17 protein-coding genes are annotated in these 16947 nt (G+C 63.4%); 6 read left to right on the top strand and 11 right to left on the bottom strand.

Annotated features, from left to right (window positions below):
• Positions 1 to 121: 121 nt before the first annotated feature.
• The 3 genes from ACWGTI_RS14950 to ACWGTI_RS14940 all read left to right on the top strand — a co-directional run bounded on the left by ACWGTI_RS14950 (position 122) and on the right by ACWGTI_RS14940 (position 2757).
• Positions 122 to 1501: an aspartate aminotransferase family protein gene (locus tag ACWGTI_RS14950; RefSeq protein ID WP_454587822.1), complete on the top strand. Its 1380-nt coding sequence runs from the start codon at positions 122 to 124 to the stop codon at positions 1499 to 1501.
• Positions 1502 to 1644: 143 nt separating this feature from the next.
• A complete protein-coding gene (locus tag ACWGTI_RS14945; RefSeq protein WP_454587821.1) occupies positions 1645 to 2010 on the top strand; it encodes a hypothetical protein in 366 nt (121 codons plus the stop codon).
• Positions 2011 to 2115: 105 nt separating this feature from the next.
• Positions 2116 to 2757, top strand: a complete 642-nt coding sequence (locus ACWGTI_RS14940) for a cytochrome c oxidase assembly factor Coa1 family protein (RefSeq protein ID WP_454587820.1) — start codon at positions 2116 to 2118, stop codon at positions 2755 to 2757.
• A 283-nt stretch (positions 2758 to 3040) separates the two neighbouring features.
• Here the strand turns inward: ACWGTI_RS14940 and mmsB are convergent, their stop codons facing one another.
• Positions 3041 to 3925: a 3-hydroxyisobutyrate dehydrogenase gene (gene mmsB, locus ACWGTI_RS14935; protein ID WP_454587819.1), complete on the bottom strand. Its 885-nt coding sequence runs from the start codon at positions 3923 to 3925 to the stop codon at positions 3041 to 3043.
• Between the two features lie 23 nt (positions 3926 to 3948).
• On the bottom strand, positions 3949 to 5115 hold the full coding sequence (locus ACWGTI_RS14930) for an isobutyryl-CoA dehydrogenase (RefSeq protein WP_454587818.1): 1167 nt from the start codon (positions 5113 to 5115) through the stop codon (positions 3949 to 3951).
• Between the two features lie 149 nt (positions 5116 to 5264).
• Here ACWGTI_RS14930 and ACWGTI_RS14925 point away from each other — a divergent pair, with 149 nt between their 5' ends.
• Both ACWGTI_RS14925 and ACWGTI_RS14920 read left to right on the top strand, forming a co-directional pair.
• Positions 5265 to 5873, top strand: coding sequence for a dimethylsulfonioproprionate lyase family protein (locus ACWGTI_RS14925; protein ID WP_454587817.1), 609 nt, complete (start codon positions 5265 to 5267; stop codon positions 5871 to 5873).
• A 3-nt stretch (positions 5874 to 5876) separates the two neighbouring features.
• Complete coding sequence (locus ACWGTI_RS14920; RefSeq protein WP_454587816.1) at positions 5877 to 7346, top strand: cobyric acid synthase; 1470 nt, start codon at positions 5877 to 5879, stop codon at positions 7344 to 7346.
• A 13-nt stretch (positions 7347 to 7359) separates the two neighbouring features.
• On the opposite strand, the gene ACWGTI_RS14915 is transcribed toward ACWGTI_RS14920, so the two are convergent.
• The 4 genes from ACWGTI_RS14915 to ACWGTI_RS14900 all read right to left on the bottom strand — a co-directional run bounded on the left by ACWGTI_RS14915 (position 7360) and on the right by ACWGTI_RS14900 (position 9800).
• The gene (locus tag ACWGTI_RS14915) at positions 7360 to 7779 is read right to left on the bottom strand and encodes a VOC family protein (protein ID WP_454587815.1); all 420 of its coding nucleotides are present in this window, start codon (positions 7777 to 7779) and stop codon (positions 7360 to 7362) included.
• 72 nt (positions 7780 to 7851) lie between these two features.
• On the bottom strand, positions 7852 to 8676 hold the full coding sequence (locus ACWGTI_RS14910) for a helix-turn-helix domain-containing protein (RefSeq protein WP_454587814.1): 825 nt from the start codon (positions 8674 to 8676) through the stop codon (positions 7852 to 7854).
• Between the two features lie 115 nt (positions 8677 to 8791).
• Entirely contained in the window at positions 8792 to 8962 is a 171-nt protein-coding gene (locus tag ACWGTI_RS14905; RefSeq protein ID WP_454587813.1) for a hypothetical protein, read from the bottom strand.
• A 52-nt stretch (positions 8963 to 9014) separates the two neighbouring features.
• Entirely contained in the window at positions 9015 to 9800 is a 786-nt protein-coding gene (locus tag ACWGTI_RS14900) for a TSUP family transporter (RefSeq protein WP_454574312.1), read from the bottom strand.
• Positions 9801 to 9999: 199 nt separating this feature from the next.
• On the opposite strand from ACWGTI_RS14900, the gene ACWGTI_RS14895 reads away from it, so the two are divergent.
• Positions 10000 to 10431 carry a TerB family tellurite resistance protein gene (locus ACWGTI_RS14895; RefSeq protein ID WP_454574383.1) on the top strand — a complete coding sequence of 144 codons (432 nt, stop codon included), beginning with the start codon at positions 10000 to 10002 and terminating at the stop codon, positions 10429 to 10431.
• Between the two features lie 174 nt (positions 10432 to 10605).
• Here the strand turns inward: ACWGTI_RS14895 and ACWGTI_RS14890 are convergent, their stop codons facing one another.
• The 5 genes from ACWGTI_RS14890 to ACWGTI_RS14870 form a co-directional block, all read right to left on the bottom strand.
• Positions 10606 to 12228, bottom strand: a complete 1623-nt coding sequence (locus tag ACWGTI_RS14890) for an ABC transporter ATP-binding protein (protein WP_454587812.1) — start codon at positions 12226 to 12228, stop codon at positions 10606 to 10608.
• Positions 12225 to 13094: an ABC transporter permease gene (locus ACWGTI_RS14885; protein ID WP_454587811.1), complete on the bottom strand. Its 870-nt coding sequence runs from the start codon at positions 13092 to 13094 to the stop codon at positions 12225 to 12227. The genes ACWGTI_RS14890 and ACWGTI_RS14885 overlap by 4 nt, the downstream gene beginning before the upstream one ends.
• Complete coding sequence (locus ACWGTI_RS14880; RefSeq protein WP_454587810.1) at positions 13091 to 14038, bottom strand: ABC transporter permease; 948 nt, start codon at positions 14036 to 14038, stop codon at positions 13091 to 13093. The genes ACWGTI_RS14885 and ACWGTI_RS14880 overlap by 4 nt, the downstream gene beginning before the upstream one ends.
• Complete coding sequence (locus tag ACWGTI_RS14875; protein ID WP_454587809.1) at positions 14035 to 15513, bottom strand: ABC transporter substrate-binding protein; 1479 nt, start codon at positions 15511 to 15513, stop codon at positions 14035 to 14037. Before ACWGTI_RS14875 ends, ACWGTI_RS14880 begins: the two co-directional genes overlap by 4 nt.
• Before the next feature lie 122 nt (positions 15514 to 15635).
• On the bottom strand, positions 15636 to 16916 hold the full coding sequence (locus tag ACWGTI_RS14870; RefSeq protein WP_454587808.1) for an acetylornithine deacetylase/succinyl-diaminopimelate desuccinylase family protein: 1281 nt from the start codon (positions 16914 to 16916) through the stop codon (positions 15636 to 15638).
• Positions 16917 to 16947 lie beyond the last annotated feature (31 nt).

Here is a 16947-nt window from a genome sequence, read left to right as displayed (position 1 = left end):
CCGCGCACGTTGCGCGCCGAGCTTTTGCGGTTGTGCGCCCGCATTGGCTATTCACCACCTGCTATCCTCTGACGAATTCGCCCCGGCGCCGCCGGAATGATTTCAGAGGAAAGATCCAGACATGACCTATCAGAACTATTCGCTGAAGCAGCTTCAGCAGATCGACGCCGCGCATCATCTGCATCCCTTCACCGGCCACAAGGAATTGCGCGAGACCGGCTCGCGTATCATCACCCATGCCAACGGCCCGTTTATCTACGATGCCGACGGCACCGAGATCCTCGACGGCATGGCCGGGCTGTGGTGCGTCAATGTCGGCTACGGCCGCGACGAGCTGGCCGACGCGGCTTACGCGCAGATGAAGGAATTGCCCTACTATAACTCATTCTTCAAATGCTCGACGCCGACGCCGGTGCTGTTGTCGAAGAAGCTGGCGGAGCTGGCGCCAAAGGGCATCGCCCAGGTGTTTTACGGCTCCTCCGGTTCGGAGGCCAACGACACGGCGCTGCGGCTCGTGCGCCACTATTGGGCGCTGGAAGGCAAGCCCGAGAAGAACCGTATCATCTCGCGCAAGATGGGCTATCACGGTTCGACCATCGCCGGCACCTCGCTGGGCGGCATGGAACCGATGCACAAGCAGCTCGGCGGCGCTGTTCCCAACATCGTCCATGTGATGATGCCTTATGCCTATGAGCTCGCACTGCCCGGCGAAAGCGACCATGATTTCGGCCTGCGCGCGGCAAAGGCCGTCGAGGACGCCATTCTCGAGGCCGGGGCCGACAAGGTTGCGGCCTTCATCGGCGAGCCGGTGATGGGGGCGGGCGGGGTGAAAATCCCGCCGATGAGCTACTGGCCGGAAGTGCAACGGATCTGCCGCAAATACGATGTGCTTTTGATGCTGGACGAGGTCATCACCGGCTATGGCCGCACCGGCGAATGGTTTGCCGCGCAGACCTTCGGTATCGAGCCCGACACCATCACCACGGCCAAGGCGCTGACGTCTGGCTACCAGCCGCTGTCGGCCCTGCTGGTCGGCGACCGCATCACTGCGACGTTGGTCGAAAAAGGCGGCGAGTTCTACCACGGCTATACCTATTCCGGTCACCCCGTGGCCTGCGCGGTGGCGCTGAAGAACCTTGAGATCATGGAGCGCGAGGGCCTGGTCGACCGGGTCAAGAACGACACCGGACCTTACTTCGCCCAGGCGCTGCAGGAGCGCATTGCCGGCCACGAGCTGGTCGGCGAGGTGCGTTCGATCGGGCTGATGGGGGCGATCGAGATTGTCAAGGACAAGGCGACCAAGGAGCGTTTCCTGCCGGCGGGCAGTGCCGCCGTCACCATTCGCGACCACGCTATCGCCCAGGGCCTGATGCTGCGCGCCACCGGCGACACGATGATCCTGTCGCCGCCGCTGATCTGGACACGCGAGACGATCGACATGGCTTGCGAGCGCATCGCCAGGGCGTTGGATCTGGCGCAAGCGGATCTGCGCAAGAAGTAGGCGGAACGATCGCCGGGCGCCCTGCAATCCGGGCGTCCGGCCTCAAAAGCAACTTCCGTGGCGACAAGAGGGAACGAATAGCCCTTGTCGCGCGTAGTGTTGCGGGACGGGCCAAGACCGGCTGCATTGGGGTCAGGATTTTCATGACAAAGACAGGCAAGAGCCGGCGGGCGCTGGAGGCGGCCGGGATAGGCCAGGATTTGATGCTGGCGCCGCTGGTGGCGATGATGCGCCTGCCGCTGATGGCCGCGGATGCACAGAGCGGCCGGGGCTGGAGCCCTGAAACCGCCCGCGCGGTGCAGGAGAAAGCTACGGCTGTTGCCGAAGGCGCGTTTGCCGCGCAAATGGCGCTGTTCCAGTCGGCCGCGCGCTTCTGGCCCGAGGTCCTCTCCGGCCGCTCGCCGTCGCTGTTCAACGGCACCGCGGCGGCGAATTCGGTCAGCGCTGCGCTGAAACCCGCCAGCCGCGCGGTGAAAGCGAATTTTCGCCGGCTGTCGTCGAAAGGCTGATTGAGGCTTTCACCTGTCCGACTTTGGCGACGGGGTGAAAGCCGGTTTTCGGTTTGGCCACGCCTGCGCTAGACTCCCGCGCGGCAGTCTTTGCCGATGGGGGAGATGATGGCAGTACAGCCGCTCAACCAGCCCGCCGATATTCCGCCAGAACTCGACCGCTGGAACTGGGGCGCGTTTTTCCTCAACTGGATCTGGGGCCTCGGCAACAACACATTCATCGCGCTGCTGATGTTCGTCCCGCTGGTCAACATCGTCATGCTCTTCGTGCTGGGCGCCAAGGGCAGCCGCTGGGCATGGCAGAATGTATCCTGGCGCGATGTCGAGCATTTCCGAAGGGTGCAACGCAACTGGGCGATCGCCGGGTTCAGCCTGTTCGTCATCGGGCTTCTGAGTATTGCCGCCGTGATCGTCGTCGTCCCTCGCATGATGAAGAATAGCGACGCCTACCGGCTAACCATGGAGACGGTGCGCGCCGATGGCCGTGTCAAGGCCGCGCTTGGTGAAGATATTGACGCCGGCCATTGGGTGGTCGGCAGCGTTCAGATCTTCGGAAACGGCTTGGGCGACGCCCAACTCAGCATTCCTGTCCACGGTAGCCGTGGATGGGGCTGGGTGATGTCGCATGCCGTGCGCAACGCTGGGAAATGGAACCAGCGCCTGCTTGTCATCATGGCTGGAGGGGCGCCAATCGTGCTGGTTGACGAGGATCACATCGGCAGTCCAGGCACGGCAACCAAAATATAACTGGACGCCGCAGCAATAGTTCCCAGAAACGCAAAAACCGCGTCCCATCGGGAACGCGGCTTTGCCAGATACGCATGGCGTTTCGCCAACAATACACTTGCGAAACTTACGGGCTCCGGTACGCGAGACCTGATCCGGAGCGCCGGGCGGATGCGATATGTCCGCCTCGCCGTCCGTTGTATAGGCACATCGTTACCGCCGGGTTATCGAGAGTTTAAGCAAATCTAAATTTGCCGTTTTTCTTCGCAATAAAAATCGAGAAAATCCCTGCAAAATTCGAAACTTATAGAGAATTGCCGCGCAGGAAATTTATGATACCTGAGAAATCGGCGCCGCCATTTCCCTGCGCGTTGAACAGCGCATAGAGCTGGGCCGCTTCGGCCCCCATCGGCGTCACCGCGCCGGCACTTTGCGCGGCTTCCTGTGCCAGTTTCAGGTCCTTCAGCATGAGTGCCGCGGCAAAGCCGGGCTTGTAATCCTTGTTGGCCGGCGATTCCGGCACCGGGCCAGGCACCGGGCAGTAGGTGGTCAGCGACCAGCACTGGCCAGACGAGGTAGAGGCGACGTCGAACAGCGCCTGATGCGAGAGGCCGAGCTTTTCGGCCAGCACGAAGGCTTCGGCGACGCCGATCATCGAAATGCCGAGCATCATGTTGTTGCAGATCTTGGCCGCCTGGCCGGCGCCGTCATCGCCGCAATGGACGATGCGGCCGGCCATCGGCTCGAGGATCGGTTCGGCGGCAGCAAAAGCTTCGCCCGACCCTCCGGCCATGAAGGTGAGGGTGCCGGCGGCAGCCCCGCCGGTGCCGCCGGAGACCGGTGCATCGATCGAATGCAGCCCGTGTTTCTTTGCTTCGGCATGGGCTTTTCTGGCCGACTCGACATCGATGGTCGAGGAATCGATGAACAGCGCGCCTTGCTTGGCCTTGGGCGCGATGTCCTCGTAGACCGAGAGCACATGCTTGCCGGCGGGAAGCATCGTAATCACCACATCGGCGTCCTTCACCGCGGCAACGGCATTGGCCATGACAATGACGCCGTGCTCGCGCGCAACCGTCAGATTCTCCGGCATCAGATCGAAGCCGTGCACCGTATACCCCGCCTTGACCAAATTGGCGGCCATTGGATTGCCCATATTGCCGAGGCCGATGAAGGCGATCGTCGTCATTGTTCTCTCCCGGTATGCTGGCTTTAACGGCCGATCAGTGCCCGCGCTATGATCACGCGCATGATCTCGTTGGTGCCTTCGAGGATCTGGTGGACGCGCAGGTCACGGACCAGTTTTTCGATTCCGTAATCGTGCAGATAGCCATAGCCGCCATGCAGTTGCAGCGCCTCGTTGGCAACGTTGAAGCCGATATCGGTGACGAAGCGCTTGGCCATCGCCGACCATTTGCCGGCGTCCGCCCCCTTGCGGTCGAGTTTCGAGGCGGCGGCGTAAAGAAAGATGCGCGCCGCCTGCAGTTCCGTTTCCATGTCGGCCAGCCTGAATTGCAGCGCCTGGAACTGGTTGATCTTCGAGCCGAAGGCCTTGCGCTCTCCTGTATAGGTCAGCGCCTTGTCGAGCGCGGATTGCGCGCCGCCGAGCGAGCAGGCGGCGATGTTGAGCCGGCCGCCATCGAGGCCGGCCATGGCGATGCCGAAACCCGCGCCTTCGGCCGACAGCAGGTTTTGCGCCGGCACCTTGCAGTCGTCGAAGATGACCTGTCGGGTCGACTGCATGTGCCAGCCCATCTTGTGCTCGTTGGCGCCGAAGGCTAGGCCGGGCGCGTCCTTGGGCACGACGAAGGTGGAAATGCCCTTCGGACCATCGGCGCCGGTGCGCGCCATGACGACATAGAGGTCGCTGTCGCCGGCGCCGGAAATGAACTGCTTGGCGCCGTTGAGCACATAGCCGTCGCCGTTCTTCACCGCGCGCGTCTTCAGCGCCGCGGCGTCGGAGCCGGAGCCCGGTTCGGTCAGGCAGTAGCTTGCCAGCCATTCCATCGAGGTCAGCTTCGGCAGGAAGCGCTGGCGCTGCTCGTCACTTCCGAAGCGATCGATCATCGACGCCGCCATGTTGTGGATCGAGATGAAGGAGGAAAATGCCGGATCGGCGTGCGCCAGCGCCTCGAAGATCAGCACGGCGTCGAGCCGGCCGAGCGCGGAACCGCCGACATCGTCCCGGACATAGATGCCGCCGAGGCCGAGCGGACCGGTCTCGCGGATCACATCGGCGGGAAAGTGTTTTGCGCGGTCCCATTCGAGCGCATTCGGCGCGACGCGATCGGCGGCGAAGGCCTGGGCCATCTCCTGGATGGCGCGCTGCTCCTCGTTGAGTTCGAACTGGCTGGTGCTCGCATCGACCGCGGCGTCCATGGCGTGCTCCCTGTGTTTCCTGGGCGGGGGTTGGCCTGCTGGCCTGTTGTTTTTGGCTTTGCGCGCCGCCCAATCTAGACCAATGATGCCGCCGCGCAACCCGGCCTGCTGCGCAGTGGCTGTGCATGAATGGATCAACGGAGCAGAGAGTGCCGACATATTTCGATCAACTGCTCGACCGCTTCCATGCCTATCTCCGGGGTGTGGACGACGCACTGGTGCGGGACGCTGTCGCCCGGATCGCCTGGACAATGCCGGCTCGTCCGCTCGAACCGCATCCGCTGCCTTGTGTTGGTCTGCTCGACCGAATCGTCAAACTGGCGCCGCCGGACGCACAGGCGCTGGTGCGATTGCTGGCGGAGCGTCGCGGCGATCTGTGCTGGGGACAGACCTACAATGCGGCAGATTTCGGCGAAACGTTCCTGCAGAACTATGGCTGGCTGGAAGTCTTCGGGCTGCGCGGTCATTTCGCCAATGACGAGGCCGCGGCCGGATTGCTGATCCTGGGACCCGGCATTACCTATCCCGACCATCATCATATTGCAGAGGAGATCTACATTCCGCTGACCGGCGGCACAGAATGGCGCATGGGCGAGGGCGGCTTTACCGTCCGACAGGCGGGCGAGGTGATCCATCACGCCTCCAATGTCAGCCATGCCATGCGCACCGGCAGCGAGCCGCTGCTCGCGCTCTACATCTGGCGCGGTGGGCCGCTGGCGCAGAAGTCGACCATTCCCGACGCGCAGGGCAGGGTCTGAGCCATGGCCAAGGCGATCATGCTGCAAGGCACGGGCTCGGATGTCGGCAAGACCGTGCTGGTGGCGGGGCTGTGCCGCGCGGCCAGGAATCGCGGGCTGAAGGTCAGGCCGTTCAAGCCGCAGAACATGTCCAACAATGCCGCGGTGGCCGACATTCCCGGTGAGAGCGGCGGTGGCGAGATCGGTCGCGGGCAATGGCTGCAGGCGCTGGCCTGCGGGATCGCGCCATCGGTGCACATGAACCCGGTGCTGCTCAAGCCGCAGACCGATCTCGGGGCGCAGGTCATCGTCCAGGGAAAGGTGTTCGGCGAGGCGCGGGCGCGCGACTATCAGACGCTGAAAGGCCGGCTGATGGATGCCGTGCAGGACTCCTGGGCGAAGGTCGGCGCGGGCGCCGATCTCGTCATCGTCGAGGGAGCCGGCTCGCCGGCCGAAATCAACCTGCGCAGCCGCGACATCGCCAATATGGGCTTTGCCACGCGTTCCGACGTGCCGGTCATCCTGGTCGGCGACATCGACCGCGGCGGCGTCATCGCTTCGGTCGCCGGCACGCATCTGATCCTGCCGGATGAGGACCGGCGAATGATCGTCGGCTACCTCATCAACAAGTTTCGCGGTGACGTCTCGCTTTTTGACGACGGCATCAAGGCGATCGATCAATTCACCGGCTGGCGCTGCTTCGGCGTCGTTCCGTGGCTGAAGGCGGCGGCGCGATTGCCTTCGGAGGATTCCGTGGTGCTCGAACGCTTGGCTTCAGGCGGGAAACGGGCGCTGAAAGTCGCCGTGCCGATGCTTGGCCGCATCGCCAATTTCGACGATCTCGATCCGCTCAAGTCCGAACCGCAGGTCGAAGTGGTGTTCGTGCCGCCGGGACAGCACCTGCCTGAGGATGCCGGCCTGGTGGTGGTTCCCGGCTCGAAGTCGACGATCGGCGATCTCATTAAGTTCCGCGAGAATGGCTGGGACCGCGATCTTCTGGCGCACCGAAAACGCGGCGGCCATGTCGTCGGCATCTGCGGCGGCTTCCAGATGCTCGGCCGCATGGTGCGCGATCCCGATGGCATCGAGGGCAGCGTCACCGAAGCGGAAGGCCTTGGCCTGCTCGACATCGAGACGGTAATGGAACCGGAAAAGACGGTGCGCAATTCAAGCGCGCGCTCTGTGCCGTTCGGCCTGCCGCTCGAGGGCTACGAGATCCATCTCGGCCGCACCACCGGGCCGGACACCGCGCGGCCATCCGCCGTGATCAACGGCGCCGATGACGGCGCCATCTCCGCCGACGGCAAGGTTTTCGGCACCTATCTGCATGGCTTGTTTTCCGCCGACGCTTTCCGCGCAGCATATCTTGCCAGCCTTGGCGTCAAGGGCGGCGGCATCGACTATCGTGCCGAAGTCGAAAAAGCGCTGGACGCGATCGCAGCCGAGCTGGAGACGCATCTCGACTGCGACGCGATTTTCGGGCTGGCGCGGTAGCGGCGCCATCGGTTTAAGCCTTCTCGCCCGCCTTCGGCCAATACGTTCCGAACGACCAAACATTGCCTTCCGGATCGCGGCAGATGAATTCGCGGCTGCCGTAGTCGCGGTCGGTCAGTTCCTGGATGATCGTGGCGCCGGCCTTCCTGGCCCTGGCATGGGCGGCGTCGGCATCGTCGACAGCGACATAGATCGACTTGCCGCCGCCGGAGCCGGGCTCGCCGACCATCTTGCCGTAGTCGTCGCTGCGCGCTGTACCCAGCATGATCATCGAGGAGCCGAAGGTGAGTTCGGCGTGGTGCACGATGTCGCCCTCGCCGTAGCGGGCGCGGACCTCGAAGCCAAAGGCCTCGCCCAGCCAGTCGATCATTTTTCCTGCATTCTTGTAGCGCAGGGCAGGGTAGAGCCGGGGCGCTTCGCCGGTGGTGGGCATGGAAACCTCCTTCATTCAAGTTGGTCGATAACCCACTCTGTTCGAAGGCCGTCCCGCCGTCTTGAAGAATTGTTACCTCAGCGCCGTTGGGGGATCGCCGGCGAGCTGGCGGAACTCGCGCACCAGATGCGCCTGGTCGGCATAGCCGCAATCGGCGGCGATATAGGCCCAGTCGCTTTGGTCCTGCCGCGACAGGCCGAGCGCCCGGTTGAAGCGGACGATACGCGACAGCGTTTTCGGCCCGATGCCGGTCGCATCGGAGAATTTGCCGGCGAGATGCTTGCGGCTCCAGCCCAGTTTTTCGGCGATGGAGGAAATGCGGGCGCGGCCGCCGGACGCGATAATACGCTCATAAGCCCATACGATTTCGGACGAGGTTTCAGCGGCATTGCCGAGACGGGTGGCGACGAATGTTTCGGCGATGTCGAAACGTGTCGACCAGTCCAGGGCATTGCCGAGCCTTTCACGCAGCGCCAAGCCCTCGGCGCCAAGCACATCGTCGAGCACGATCATGCTGTCGGTCAGCTCGCTCATCGGCAGGCCGAAGAAGCGGCGCGCGCCGAGCGGGGTGAAGTTGATCTGCACGCAGCAGGCGTCGCCGAACGATTCGATGGTCACCGGGCCGGCAAACAGGCCGGCGGCGAAACTGGCGAAACGGTCATTGTCCCCGGGGCTGCGGCCAAGGCCGATGGCGAAGGGTTCGGCGAAGCTGATCACCAGCGGCACGGTCAGCGAGGCATATTCGATGTTGCGGAAATGGCCAGGCGCGGTTTCGCGATAGCCGCAAATGTCGGACACAATGCCCTCGAGCCCGAGCGGCGGTGCCCGCCGGCGCATCTCGAATCGCCCGGCGATGGAGCGGTCCTGTTCCTTGCGGCGCTGCATCTCGATCGGCATCGGCCATCCTTTGCCGACCGAATCTAGCAGACGCTCCGATCTGAATCAAAACGGGCCGAAAGCAAAAGCGCCCGGCTTTTGGCCGGGCGCTTCGGTTGCCCTGAGATATGCGTGCTCAGGCGCCACGCATCATGCAGCCGGCGGCAAGCACGATATAGGCGATGAGCACAATCCAGACCGATGCCAAGGGAATAAACGCAAGAACGCCAAGCGCGGCGAGAACGCCGATGATGGCGATGACAAGGGATATGATGAAAATAAGCTGAGTGGGTGCACTAAGATTCATGTGTGGTCCCTCCAACATGATTCGTACGACTGCATTCTATCAGGGCGTGGGCTCATACACCAATTAGCTGGCGTAATGGGTTTGCAGGATCGGCCAGCAGCTTGACCGCCAGCGCCAGGCAGATGATCACCAGCAGCGGCTTGATCAGCCTTGCGCCGATGCGGATGGCGAGGCTGGCGCCGAGACGCGCGCCGAGGAACTGGGCGACGCCCATCATCAGCCCGATCTTCCAGTAGATGACGCCGGCCACGGCAAAGACTATGAAGCCGCCGATGTTGGAGGCGAAATTGAGCAGTTTGGTGTGCGCCGTCGCCTTCAGCACGCCGAAGCCGGCGAGGCTGACGAAGGCGAGCATGTAGAAGGAGCCGGCGCCGGGTCCGAACAGGCCGTCATAGAAGCCGACCGCGGGTGCGATCGTCAGCCCGAACAGGAAGGGTGACAGACGCTCAGCGCGGTCGACATCATTCATGTTGGGCTTGACGGCGAAGTAGATCGCGATGGCGATCAGCAGCAGCGGCAGCAGCGCCCGCAAGAGGTCGCCGGGCACGAAGGCCGCCAGCAAGGCACCGACGGCACTGCCGGCAAGGGCCAGAAGTGCGGACGGCAACTGACGGCGCAGATCGACATGGCCATTCATGGCGTAGTGGATGGTCGCCGACGCGGTGCCGAAAATGCCCTGCAGCTTGTTGGTTCCAAGTGCTGCAACCGGCGGGAAACCGGCAAGCAGCAAGGCTGGAATGGTGATCAGGCCGCCGCCGCCGGCTATCGAATCGACAAAGCCGGCTGCAAAGGCGGCGAAGGCAAGCATGATGACGGTCTGGGTGGCGAGGTCGAACATCGGGATTTTCTGGGCATTCCGGCGGGAAAAGAGATGCCGCGCCTTCGATCATGGCGACCCGATTTGCGCAAGACCGAATCCGCGCTACGTCTTATCCAGGCACCTTGCTCTTGGATTTCCTGTAGTGCATGTCATTATCCCGAAGCCGCCGAGCACTTTGGGGTCATAGGCGATGGGCGGACTAGTAAAAGGGACGCTGTTGGCGATGGCATTGCTCGACCAGATACGCTCGATCTTCGATGGCGACCCCGGCGTGCGCAAGGTTGCCGATGACCCGGTGCTGTCGGCGGAACTCTTGATGCTGTTTCGCATGATCCTGGCCGATGGCTCGGTGTCGGAGAGCGAGATGGTTGCCTTCAGGCGCATCTGCAAGGACGCTTTCGGTATCCCGGAAACCAGCATCGACGCAGTCATCGAATATCTCAACGAGTTCGGCTACGAGACCAACGGTTCGCAGGCCATCGCTCTGTTTCGCGATCTCGATGTCGAGCGGCGCAAGCTGCTGGCGCTCCACATGGCGGAAATCGCCAAGGCCGATTCGAAACTGGCCGAGAGCGAGGTGCGGCTGCTGCGCCGCACGCTTGACCTGCTCGACATCAGCCCGGTAGATGTGGTGAAGCCGGAGGAGTAAGCCGCCCGCCCGGCCAGCTGGGTCCCCGCTGCTTCGCAGCGTCCTTAGCCCTTCGGGCGTTCAGCTCCCTTCAAAAGGTCCACTGGACCTTTTGATCCGCCCGAAGGCGGACCGGGGCTTCGTGACCTTTCATCGTGCCACCGGCACGGTGAATTCGCTGCGCAAACCGGCCACTCACCCTTGCTCTTGCATCCGGTGTGCGATCGCCCGATGCAGATCTGGCGCTGCCGCCACCAGCGCTTTGGCGGCCTCCGATTGCGGATGGTCGAGCACATCGCCGGTCTTGCCGCGCTCGACGATGCTGCCGTCATGCATGACCAGCACCTCGTCGGTGATGGCGCGGGCGACTGTAAGATCGTGGGTGATGAAGAGGTAGGCGATTCCAAGCTTCTGGTTGAGTTCGGCGAACAGGTCGAGGATCTGGGCGCGGATCGAGACGTCGAGCGCCGAGACCGGCTCGTCGGCGACGACCAGCTTCGGCCTGGTGATGATGGCGCGGGCGATCGACAGGCGTTGGCGCTGGCCGCCGGAAAATTCATGCGGATATTTGTCCATGTCGCTGACGCTGAGGCCGACCTCATGCAGCGCATGCGCCACCATCTCGCGGCGCTCGACCGGTGTCGGTCTCGTTTCCAGCACATGCAGCGGTTCGGCCACCAGTTTCTCGACCTTCTGGCGCGGGTCGAAGGAGCCGTAGGGGTCCTGGAACACGACCTGCATGTCGCGTCGCGCGGCTTTGAGCTCCGCCTCGCTCCTGCCGGTGATGGTCTGGCCGCGAAAGCGGATGGTTCCCGATGTCGATTTGTCGAGCGCCAGGATCATGCGGGCAAGCGTTGACTTGCCGCAACCGGAGCGGCCGACCAGCGCCACAGACTGACCGGGCGCCAGCGACAAGGAAACGTCGTCGACAGCGCGGATTGGGGGAGCGGGTTTGAACAGGGATGTACGCCGTCCCAGATAGTCACGCGTCACGCCTTCGACCTCAAGCAGCGGTTTGCCCCGGACCGCGGCATGGCTTTTGGGGCGTGCCGGCACGTGCATGGAGGCCAGCGCCAGCTGCCGCGTGTAGGGATGAAGCTGTTCCGACAGTGTACGTGAGGTGTCGCCGGCCTCCATCACCTCGCCATGGCGCAGGATGGTGATGCGGTCGGCCATCTCGGTCACGACGGCGAGGTCGTGCGAGATCAACAGCAGCCCCATGCGGCTTTCGCTGACAAGGCCGCGCAGCAGGTCGAGAATCTGCGCCTGCAGCACCACGTCGAGTGCCGTCGTCGGCTCGTCGGCGATAAGCAGCTTGGGTTTCAGCGCGCAGGCAATGGCGATGACGACGCGCTGGCGCTGGCCGCCCGACAGTTCGTGAGGATAGCGCGACAGCGGGAATTTGCCTTGCGGAAGGCCGACCCGGTCGAGCATTTTACGCGCCCGGTCTTCTGCGTCGGCGCGGCTGGCCTTGGTGTGCCAGCGTATGCCTTCGGCGACCTGTTCGCCGATGGTCTTTACCGGGTTGAGCGCCGTCATCGGCTCCTGGAAGACCATGCCGATGTCGTCGCCGCGCAGGGCGCACATCTGGTCCTCGGTGGCCGCCAGGATGTCGATGCCGTCGAAGGCGACGCGCCCGCTGGCGCGCGCCGCATGCGGCAGAAGCCGCATGACCGTCAGCGCCGTCATCGACTTGCCGGAGCCGGATTCTCCGACCAGCCCCATCACCTCGCCGGGTGCCACAGAGAGTTCGACCCCCTTCAGGATCGGCGTGTCGCCGATCGAAAGCGACAGGTTCGCGATCTCGAGCAGGCTCATCGCTGCCGCCGCGATTTCGGATCGAGAATGTCGGCAATGCCGTCGCCGAGCAGATTGAGGCCGAGCACGGTGATGACGATGGCCATGCCCGGGAAAATCGCCATCCACGGCGCCACAACCATGCGCGTCTGCGCGTCGAACAGCATCCGGCCCCAGCTCGGCATTGGCGGCTGGGCGCCGAGGCCGACATAGGACAGGCCGGCTTCCGCGAGGATGCCGAGCGCGAACTGGATGGTGCCTTGCACCAGAAGCAGCGTGGCGATGTTGGGCAGCACGTGCTCGATGCTGATCTGCGTCTTGCTCTTGCCGGCAGCACGCGCTGCAAGGATGAACTCGCGCGGCCAGATCGCCAGCGCCCCGGCGCGGGCGACGCGCGCAAACACCGGAATGTTGAAAATGCCGATGGCGATGATGGCGTTGATCGCGCCGGGTCCGAAGATGGCGGTGATCATGATTGCCGACAACAGCGCCGGGAAGGCGAAGACGAGGTCGTTCAGCCGCATCAGCGCTTCGTCGACAAACCCGCCGCGTGCGGCGGCGAAGGCGCCGAGCGGCACGCCGACACCCATGCCGATGCCGACCGCGACCAGCGCCACGGCGATCGAATTGCGGGCGCCGACCATGATCATCGACAGGATGTCGCGGCCGAAATGGTCTGTGCCGAAGCAGTGCGCCGCAGAGGGCGCCAGCGTCTTGTCCGAGATCACCAGTTTGGTCACGTCGTAAGGCGTCCAGACATAGGAGACGAGTGCCATTGCAGCCACGAGCACAGTGATGGCGAAACCGATGAGGAAGGAGCGGTTGCGAAAAGCCTTGGCCAGAATGCTGCCCAACGTCTCCTGCGGGATGTCGATGTGCAGCGTCATTGCCGGCCTCGCAGGCGCGGATCGACGATGCCATAGGAGATGTCGACAACGAGGTTGACCGCAATGACGGCGACGACCAGCAGCATGACGATGCTTTCGACGACAATCAGGTCGCGCTGGGTGATCGCCTGGAACACCAGCCGTCCCAGACCGGGCAGATAGAAGACGTTTTCGATGATGATGGTCCCGGCGAGCAGGAAGGCGAATTGCAGACCCAAAATGGTCAGCACCGGGATCATCGCATTGCGCAGCGCGTGCCGCCACAGCACCGCGCGGTAGGGCAGGCCCTTGGCGCGGGCGGTGCGGATATAGTCCTCGTTCAGCACCTCGATCAGCGCCGAGCGGGCAACGCGGGCCAGGATCGCCGCCTGCGGCAGAGCAAGTGCTAGGGCCGGCAGCAGCAGCGATTTCAGCGCCGGCCAGACACCGGCACCCCAGCCGGGAAAGCCGCCGGCCGGTGCCAGTCGCAGCCAGACGGCAAAGAGGTAGATCAGCATCAGCGCGAACCAGAAGTTCGGCACGGCGACGCCGAGCTGGGCCATACCCATGGCAAAGGTGTCGCCGGCCCGGCCGCGCCGGCTGGCGGAATAAAGCCCGACCGGGATGGCGATGACGGTGGACAGCGCCAGCGCGATCAGCGCCAGCGGCAGTGAAACCGCCATGCGTTCGCGCACCAGGTCGATGACCGGCACCGAATAGGTGTAGGAGCGGCCGAAATCGAGGCTGAGCAGGCCGCCGACCCAGGAGAGGTAACGCAGGACAAGCGGTGCGTTGAGGCCCATCTGGTTGCGCAGCAGCTCGACCTGCTCGGCGCTGGCGTTGAGACCCAGCATCAGCCGCGCCGGGTCGCCGGGCAGGATTTCGAGCACAGCGAAGACGACCATCGAAGCCAGGATCAAGGTCGCGATGGCGATGGTGAGGCGTTTGAGGAGGTAGGCGGTCAATCCGTCCACTTCACCTTGGTCAGATCATTCGCCTGGATCGGCGCGTTCTCCCACAGCCCCTGCAGCTTGGCGTCCCAGACCCCAACCTTCGGCAGTTCGTAGAGGAAGCCGACCACGGCATCGTCGGCCAGGATCTTCTGCGCTTCGCCCAGCAACGTGTTGCGCTTGGCGTCGTCGGAGGTGACGTTTAGTTCGGTGATGATCTTGTCGAAAGCCGGGTTGTCATAGTTGAAGTAATAATCCTTGCGCGAATAAATATCGATGTCATTTGGCTCGGTGTGGGAGACGATGGTCAGGTCGTAATCCTTCTTGGTGAACACCTGATCCAGCCACTGCGCCCATTCGACGGGGACGATCTCAAGGTCGATGCCGACATCGCGCAGCTGCGAGGCGATGATTTCGCCGCCGAGCCTCGCATAGGAGGGCGGCGGCAGTTTCAGCGTCGCCTTGAAGCCGTTCTCAAGGCCGGCCTGCTTCAGCAGTTCCTTGGCCTTGTCGACATTATGCGGATAGAGGCCGGTGAGGTCGACATAGGCCTTGCTGGCGGGCGACATATGCGAGCCGATCGGCACGCCGAGGCCGGCCGAGGCGCCGTCGATGATCGCCTTGCGGTCAAGCGCGAAGGCAATCGCCTGCCGCACCTCGAGTTTGTCGAAAGGCGGCTTCTTGTTGTTGATCGACAGGATGGTTTCGCCCTCGGTCGAGCCAATCACCACATGGAAGCGCGGATCGTCCTTGACCTGGGCGACGCTGTCGGGATCGAAGAAAGGGAAGGCCTGGATGTCGCCGGAGAGCAGCGCCGGCACGGCGGCCGCAGCATCGGGGACGATGCGGAACTCGGCCTTGTCGAGGAACACCGGAGCGCCCCAGTAATTGTCCGATTTGACCAATGTGATCGACGAGCCCTTGGCCCAGTTCTGGAATTTGAACGGTCCGGTGCCGATGGGCTTTTCCTTGTTGGTATCGGCGCTCTCCGGCGCCACGATCACCGCGTCGCCCCAGCCCATATTGTACAGGAACGACCCCTGCGGGTTCTTCAGCGTCACCTTCACCGTCGCCGGATCGACGACTTCGACCGTATCGATGGCCGCGAACAGGCCCTTTTGCGCGTTGACCGAATTGTCGGCGCGGGCGCGGTCGAGCGAGAATTTCACGTCGCTGGCGTCGAAATCGGTGCCGTCATGGAATTTGACGCCGGTGTGGAGCTTGAAGATGTAGACCTTGCCGTCGTCCGAGATAGCCCAGCTTTCGGCGAGATCGGGCAGCACTTCGCCGCTCGGGCCGATGCGGGTCAGGCCCTCGAAGACGTTGGCGTAGAGCACTTCGTCGATCGCCGCGGGGGCACCGGCGGTCGGATCAAGATGGGGCGGTTCGAGCGGAATGCCGATAACCAGGTCGGTACGCGCGGCAAATGCCTGACTGCCGGTTGCGAGCGCCAACAGCGCGGCGGCAAGAATGGTTTTCCACAATTTCATCGTGCAACTCCCAAATGCTCGAACCTTGGTGCGATAGAAGCGTGATTTCGAGGTGGAGTAAATTGCGTTTCGTGCTCTGCAACGGCGCCGGGAGGAATGTTTTTTCAGCTGATGCCGGTGGATCAGCCGGTAGCCGTTCCTCTGAGCAGCACGTTCAGCCCGATCGCCATCACTTTGGCCGACTCCACCATGTCCGAAATCCCGACCCATTCGTCGGGTCGGTGGGCGAGATCGAGAATACCCGGACCGTAGGCGATGCAATCATAAATGTGGCCGATGCGGGCAATGTGCTTCTGGTCGTAAGTGCCTGGCGAAATGACATAATCCGGTTCGCGGTCGAAGATCGCCATGATGCCTTGGGCCACCGCCTGGACCACCGGCGCATCGCGCTCGGTCATCAGCGGCAGCACCTCCATCAGGTCGCGGATTTCGTAGTCGAATTTTTTGCGCTCGCGCTTCAACCGGTCGAGGATATCGGTCACCTCGCTTTTGACCGTGGCAAGATCTTCCTCGAGCAGGAAGCGGCGGTCGATGGTCAGCCGGCAGGCATCCGGCACGTTGGGCGACGGCAGGCCGGGGCGAAAATCCTCGGTTTGGCCGCCGTGGATCGAGTTGATGTTCATGGTCGAGCGCTTTGCGCCTTCGGGCACCACCGGCATGCGCGTCACCTTGCGGTCGAGCGCCGGAAACAGTTCGTCCTCGAAGGCCTGCAGCACGGCGCCCATGTGGCGCACCGCGTTGTCGCCGAGGAACGGCATCGAGCCATGCGCGATCTCGCCCTTGGTCTCGATCTCCGCCCACCAGACACCGCGATGGCCAAGGCAGATGCGGTCCTTGTTCAGCGGCTCGGGGATGATGACGTGGTCGACCTTGGGTTTGGAGAAATAGCCAAGCTTCGCCAAGTGGGCGACGCCGCCGAAGCCGCCGGACTCCTCGTCGACCGTGCCGGAGATTTCGATGGCGCCGGGAAAGTCGGGGAAAACCTCCATGAAGGCCTCGGCCGCGATGATCGAGGCGGCGAGGCCTCCCTTCATGTCGCAGGCGCCGCGGCCGTAAACCTTGCCGTCCTTCACCACGCCGGCAAAGGGATCGACGCTCCAGCCTTCACCGGCTTCGACCACATCGATATGCGAGTTGAAATGGACGCAGGCGCCCGGCGAGCGGCCGTCGAAGCGGGCGACGACATTGACGCGCGGGTAGCGGTCGGTGTCTCCGGGCGTGCCCTCGGCGCGGATGAATTCGGTTTCGAAGCCAAGTTTCCTTAGCCGTGCACCGATATATTCGGCGCAGGGGCGATAGGCTTCGCCCGGTGGATTGATGGTCGGGAAGCGGATCAGGTCGGCGGTCAGTGCGACCAGTTCATCGGAACGGTCGTCGATCACTTTGAGGAGTCGTTCGTTCATCAGGGGAGTTGAGCAACGAACGGGTGGTTTT

The sequence above is a fragment of the Mesorhizobium sp. ArgA1 genome (assembly GCF_053714375.1).
This window is presented reverse-complemented; position numbering and strand designations above follow the sequence as displayed.

Bases quoted from the DNA above. Each gene is read 5' to 3' on its own strand.
- ACWGTI_RS14885 (WP_454587811.1), bottom strand. From the start codon at position 13,094: ATGACGCTGCACATCGACATCCCGCAGGAGACGTTGGGCAGCATTCTG.
- ACWGTI_RS14870 (WP_454587808.1), bottom strand. From the start codon at position 16,916: ATGAACGAACGACTCCTCAAAGTGATCGACGACCGTTCCGATGAACTG.
- ACWGTI_RS14950 (WP_454587822.1), top strand. From the start codon at position 122: ATGACCTATCAGAACTATTCGCTGAAGCAGCTTCAGCAGATCGACGCC.
- mmsB (WP_454587819.1), bottom strand. From the start codon at position 3,925: ATGACGACGATCGCCTTCATCGGCCTCGGCAATATGGGCAATCCAATG.
- ACWGTI_RS14945 (WP_454587821.1), top strand. From the start codon at position 1,645: ATGACAAAGACAGGCAAGAGCCGGCGGGCGCTGGAGGCGGCCGGGATA.
- ACWGTI_RS14910 (WP_454587814.1), bottom strand. From the start codon at position 8,676: ATGCCGATCGAGATGCAGCGCCGCAAGGAACAGGACCGCTCCATCGCC.
- ACWGTI_RS14875 (WP_454587809.1), bottom strand. From the start codon at position 15,513: ATGAAATTGTGGAAAACCATTCTTGCCGCCGCGCTGTTGGCGCTCGCA.
- ACWGTI_RS14915 (WP_454587815.1), bottom strand. From the start codon at position 7,779: ATGCCCACCACCGGCGAAGCGCCCCGGCTCTACCCTGCCCTGCGCTAC.
- ACWGTI_RS14905 (WP_454587813.1), bottom strand. From the start codon at position 8,962: ATGAATCTTAGTGCACCCACTCAGCTTATTTTCATCATATCCCTTGTC.
- ACWGTI_RS14890 (WP_454587812.1), bottom strand. From the start codon at position 12,228: ATGAGCCTGCTCGAGATCGCGAACCTGTCGCTTTCGATCGGCGACACG.
- ACWGTI_RS14940 (WP_454587820.1), top strand. From the start codon at position 2,116: ATGATGGCAGTACAGCCGCTCAACCAGCCCGCCGATATTCCGCCAGAA.
- ACWGTI_RS14930 (WP_454587818.1), bottom strand. From the start codon at position 5,115: ATGGACGCCGCGGTCGATGCGAGCACCAGCCAGTTCGAACTCAACGAG.
- ACWGTI_RS14920 (WP_454587816.1), top strand. From the start codon at position 5,877: ATGGCCAAGGCGATCATGCTGCAAGGCACGGGCTCGGATGTCGGCAAG.
- ACWGTI_RS14900 (WP_454574312.1), bottom strand. From the start codon at position 9,800: ATGTTCGACCTCGCCACCCAGACCGTCATCATGCTTGCCTTCGCCGCC.